At 72.2% G+C, this 4,223-nt stretch carries 3 protein-coding genes and 1 pseudogene; all 4 read right to left on the reverse strand.

Annotated elements, in window-relative coordinates; genetic code table 11:
* A pseudogene (locus ACFDTC_RS08095) lies at positions 1–170 on the reverse strand (16S rRNA (adenine(1518)-N(6)/adenine(1519)-N(6))-dimethyltransferase); the annotation flags it as partial.
* A 22-nt stretch (positions 171–192) separates the two neighbouring features.
* The gene (pdxA, locus tag ACFDTC_RS08100; protein WP_375258372.1) at positions 193–1,161 is read right to left on the reverse strand and encodes a 4-hydroxythreonine-4-phosphate dehydrogenase PdxA; all 969 of its coding nucleotides are present in this window, start codon (positions 1,159–1,161) and stop codon (positions 193–195) included.
* Positions 1,158–2,384: a peptidylprolyl isomerase gene (locus tag ACFDTC_RS08105; protein WP_375258373.1), complete on the reverse strand. Its 1,227-nt coding sequence runs from the start codon at positions 2,382–2,384 to the stop codon at positions 1,158–1,160. The genes pdxA and ACFDTC_RS08105 overlap by 4 nt, the downstream gene beginning before the upstream one ends.
* On the reverse strand, positions 2,375–4,223 hold a 1,849-nt coding region (locus tag ACFDTC_RS08110), incomplete at its 5' end, for an LPS-assembly protein LptD (protein WP_375258374.1). The genes ACFDTC_RS08105 and ACFDTC_RS08110, both read right to left, overlap by 10 nt.

Below are 4,223 nucleotides of genomic sequence, written 5' to 3' on the forward strand. Positions count from 1 at the left end.
CCGGGGCCGACCTCGAGCACGTCGGTCTGCGACAGGTCGCCGGCGATGCGCGCGATCCGTGCCGTCAGGTTCAGGTCCAGCAGGAAATTCTGCCCCAGCGACTTGCGCGCCGACAGGCCATGCTGCGCGATGACCTCGCGCAGGGGCGGAAGGGAATCGATGCCGCTCATGCGTGGGAGGGGTGCCGCGGGCTCATGCCTCGCCCCCGGCCATGCGCCAGGCCATGCGCAGCGCCTCGACGGTCGAGGACGGGTTGGCGCGGCCGGTGCCGGCGATGTCGAAGGCGGTGCCGTGGTCCGGCGAGGTGCGCACGAACGGTAGGCCCAGCGTCACGTTCACACCGCGGTCGAAATCCAGCGTCTTGATCGGGATCAGCGCCTGGTCGTGGTACATGGCGATCGCGGCGTCGTAGCGCGCGCGGGCGGCGGCGTGGAACATCGTGTCGGCCGAAAGCGGCCCGGCGATGTCCATGCCTTCGGCGCGCAAGCGGTCGAGCACGGGGCCGATGATCTCGATCTCTTCGCGTCCCATCCGGCCGCCTTCGCCGGCGTGGGGGTTCAGGCCCGCCACGGCGAGGCGCGGCTCGGCCACGCGGAACTGGGTGCGCAGCGCGTCGTGGGTGATGCGGATGCGCTTTTCCAGACGCTCGGGCGTGAGCGCGACGAAGACGTCGCGCAGGGCGACGTGGATGGTCGCGGGCACTACGCGCAACTGGTCCGAGGCGAGCATCATCACCACCTCGTCGACGCCCGCGAGGTCGGCCAGGAACTCGGTATGGCCGGGAAAGGTGAACCCGGCGCCCTCGGCCAGCGCCTGCTTGTGGATCGGCAGCGTGCACAGCGCCGAGGCGCGGCCCGAGCGGACCTCGGCCACCCCGCGGGTGATCGCCTCGACCACGCCAGCGGCGTGGGCGGGCTGCGCCCGGCCGGGCACCCGGGGGCCTTCTAAGCGCAGCGGCAGGACCGGCAGCGTGCCGGTCGGCACCTCGGCGGCCTGCGCGGGCGCGTCGATGACCGCGTGCGGCATGGTGCCCGGCAGGTGGTCGGGGTCGCCGATCAGGAAGAACGGCACCGTGCCGCCCAGCACGCGGCGGGCGGCCTCGGCCAGTTCTGGGCCGATGCCGGCCGGTTCGCCGCAGCTGACCGCGACGGGCGCGATCATCGCTCGACGATGCGGGCGTCGGCACGCAGCTGCGCAAGGAAGCCCTCGGCCTGCGATTGCAGGCGCTGGTTGCGCAGGTTCACGCCGAACTCCTGGCGATCGACCTCGGTGTTCACCGCGGCGGTGCGTCCGCAGAGCATCAGGAAGACCAGCGTCTGCCCGTCGGATCGCGTCAGCGCCGTGGACACCTCGCCGGGATCGAGCTTGGACAGTTCCAGCGCGATGTCGGTGGGCAGCTGTTCCGGCGGCAGCGTCTGGCGATCGAGCACCTCGGCCGGCTGGCCTTGCGCCGCGCCGTAAAGGTCGTCGCAGCGGTCGACGCGGGCGGCCAGCGCGCGGGCGCGCGCCAGCGTCTCGGCCGAGCGGCCGCCGGGGATGTAGTAGGCGGCGTATTCCACGGCGCCGATCTCGGGCGCGGAATAGCCGGTCTCCTCGATGTCGCGCAGCTGAAACAGCGCGATGGCGTCGGTCACGGGCAGCGGGTCGGTCACTTCGCCGGGGCGCAGGGCCAGCACCAGCGGCTGCAGCGGCGGCGGCAGTTCGTCCAGCGCGCGCCACGGCAGGCGGCCGCCCTGGTCGCGCGTGGCGGTGGCCGAGAAACGCCGCGCCTGCGCCGAGAACGCGGCCTCGGAGTCGAGCTCGGAGATCCGCTCGGCGCGGGCGCGCACCTCGTCGGCGGTCTGCGGGGTCACCGGCATGATGATCTCGGACAGCAGCACGCGCACGGTGCTGCCGCCGCCGCCCGACGACAGCGCGCGGTCGATCTCGTCCTCGGACACGGCGGAGTCGCGGGCGAAGCGCTGGCGCACGAGGTCGCGCCAGGCCACGCCGGCGCGCACGAAGTCGCGGAACGTCTCCTCGGCGACGCCGCGCTGCGCGAGGGCGGCGGTGAATTCCTCGCGGCTGAGGTTCGCGCGGCCGGCGAATTCCTCCATGCCCTCCAGCACGGCCTGTTCCTCGGGGCGGATGCCGGCCTGGGCGGCAGCCTCGAGGCGCAGGCGGTCGTCGATCAGCTGCTCGCGCGCCAGCGCCTGCAGGTCGCCGGGCGCGTTGAGCACCCCCAGCATCCGCGCGCGCTGCTCGAGCTCGTAGCCGGTGATCACCTGGTCGTTGACGGTCAGCGCGGGGGCGAACATCCCCTGCTGCGCCACCGCCGCGACGGGCGACAGGGCAAGCGCGCCGGCGACGGCCAGCCGGGCGAGGAAACGGGTCGCTAGGAACATGAAGGTCGGATCTCCTTGGCGGGACCGCCCGTGGAAAAGCCCAGCAGGGCGACGGACAGGTCGAAATCTGTGGACGGCTCCACGTTGGCGGAGGAGGCGTAGCGGCGCGTGGCCGAAAGCCCCACCTCGACGCATCGGGTTCGGTATTGCAGCCCCAGCCCCACACGGTCAAGGCGCTGGCCGGCCAGATCGTAGCGCCACTCGGTCGAGGTCCGCCAGTTCGGCGTCACCTGATAGGCCGCATCCAGCGTCCATTCGGACTGGGCCTCGTCGCGGTCCTCTTCGGGATCGGTGACCAGCAGCACGTAGGACGCGCCCAGGTCGATCCGGTCGTTGGACCAGGCGGCGCGCGCTTCGGCCTTGGAAAAGCGCTGTTCGTCGTCCAGCAGACCACGCGCCGAGATCGACAGCCCGTTGGTGTTGGCGAAGCGGCCGGCGATCAGCAGGTCCGACCGCTCGTCCTCGAGCCCCGAGGAACGGGTGAAGGCCTCGTCCGCCTCGTCGCGCCAGACGCGGCCGACGGTCAGCGCGGCGGTCCAGCCAGCGGGCGCGCGGTGCATCATGCGCAGTCCGGCGGCCAGCGTGGTGCCGTGTTCGCGCCGGTCGGCGGCCGGGAAGCGCGACAGGCTCAGCAGGTTGGCCTCGTCGAACTCGGGGCGGGTGCTTTCGTCGTTGGGGTTGTCGGGGCGCGTGCCGCCGACCCAGCCCAGCTGCATGACGGGTTCGATCAGCGTGCGCGCGCCGCCCGCGCCGCTGCGCGCGAAGGGCCAGCGCAGCTCGAGCGCCACGCCCGGCGTCGCGGCCGAGACGTCCTCGGGCGAGGTGGCGTCCTGCCGGATCGCGAACCGGTCGAGCCACAGATGCGTCGAGGCGCCCGCGCGCAGGCCCAGCGGCAGCGTCCAGCGGTCGCGCCAGCTGATCTCGGCGTTGAGACGCGCGAGGTCGCGGCCGTCGACGACGTCGTCCTCGTCGGCGCTGTCGATGTCGATCGAGGAATAGCGGTAATGCGCGTGCGCCACCGCGTCGACGCGCACCTCGCCGCCGATCCGCGCGGGAAAGTAGCGCCGCTGGTAGCGGATGTCGCCGACGATGGTGGGCTGGGTGTCGTTGTCCTCGGATTCGCGCAGCGACTGGTAATGCACCAGCGCCGCCTGCAGCAGGCTGTCGCGGCGCGCGCGGCTCAGCGTCACGGTGCTGTCCAGCCGGTCGGCGCTGGTGATGCCGTAGGCGTTGAGGTAGGACGGGTCGGTGACCAGCTTGGCGTCGAAGTGCAGCTGCAGGCCGCGCCCCAGCGCGAAGTCGCCCTCGGCAAACAGGTAGCCGCGCGGGCCCTCGGTGTCCAACGTGTCGCTGGATGCGGCGCCGTTGACCACGAGGTCGCCGTTGACGAAGGCGCGGCGGTAGCGGAATTCCAGCGTGCGGGTCTTGGGCGACAGATAAGGCGTCAGGGTGATGTCCTGGTGGTCGCCGATCGGGATGAAATACGGGATCTTGATGCCGAACCCCAGCAGGGTCGAGCTGCGCAGCGTGGGGAACAGGAAGCCGCGCGCGCGTTCGAGCGTCGGGTCGGGCACGCGCAGGCGCGGCAGGTAGAAGACCGGCACGTCGAGCACGCGCAGCTGGGCGTTGTCGAAGTAGATCTGGTTTTCCTGCTGGTCGTGGACCACGCGCGTGGCGCGGATCGACCAAAGCGGCGCGCGGCCGGCGCAGATCTGGCACGAGGTTACGGCCACCCGCGACAGCGCGTTGTAGCGCCCGTCGACGCGGCGCGCCTCGACCGCGGCAAGCTGCAGCTGGTCGTCGAGCACGATGCGCGCGCCGGCCAGCAAGCCGTTGCGA

The organism is Citreimonas sp. (genome assembly GCF_042096055.1).
Lineage (GTDB): Bacteria > Pseudomonadota > Alphaproteobacteria > Rhodobacterales > Rhodobacteraceae > Citreimonas.

Excerpts from the sequence above, each read along its gene's own strand:
- pdxA (WP_375258372.1), bottom strand. The coding sequence starts at position 1,161 with ATGATCGCGCCCGTCGCGGTCAGCTGCGGCGAACCGGCCGGCATCGGC.
- ACFDTC_RS08105 (WP_375258373.1), bottom strand. The coding sequence starts at position 2,384 with ATGTTCCTAGCGACCCGTTTCCTCGCCCGGCTGGCCGTCGCCGGCGCG.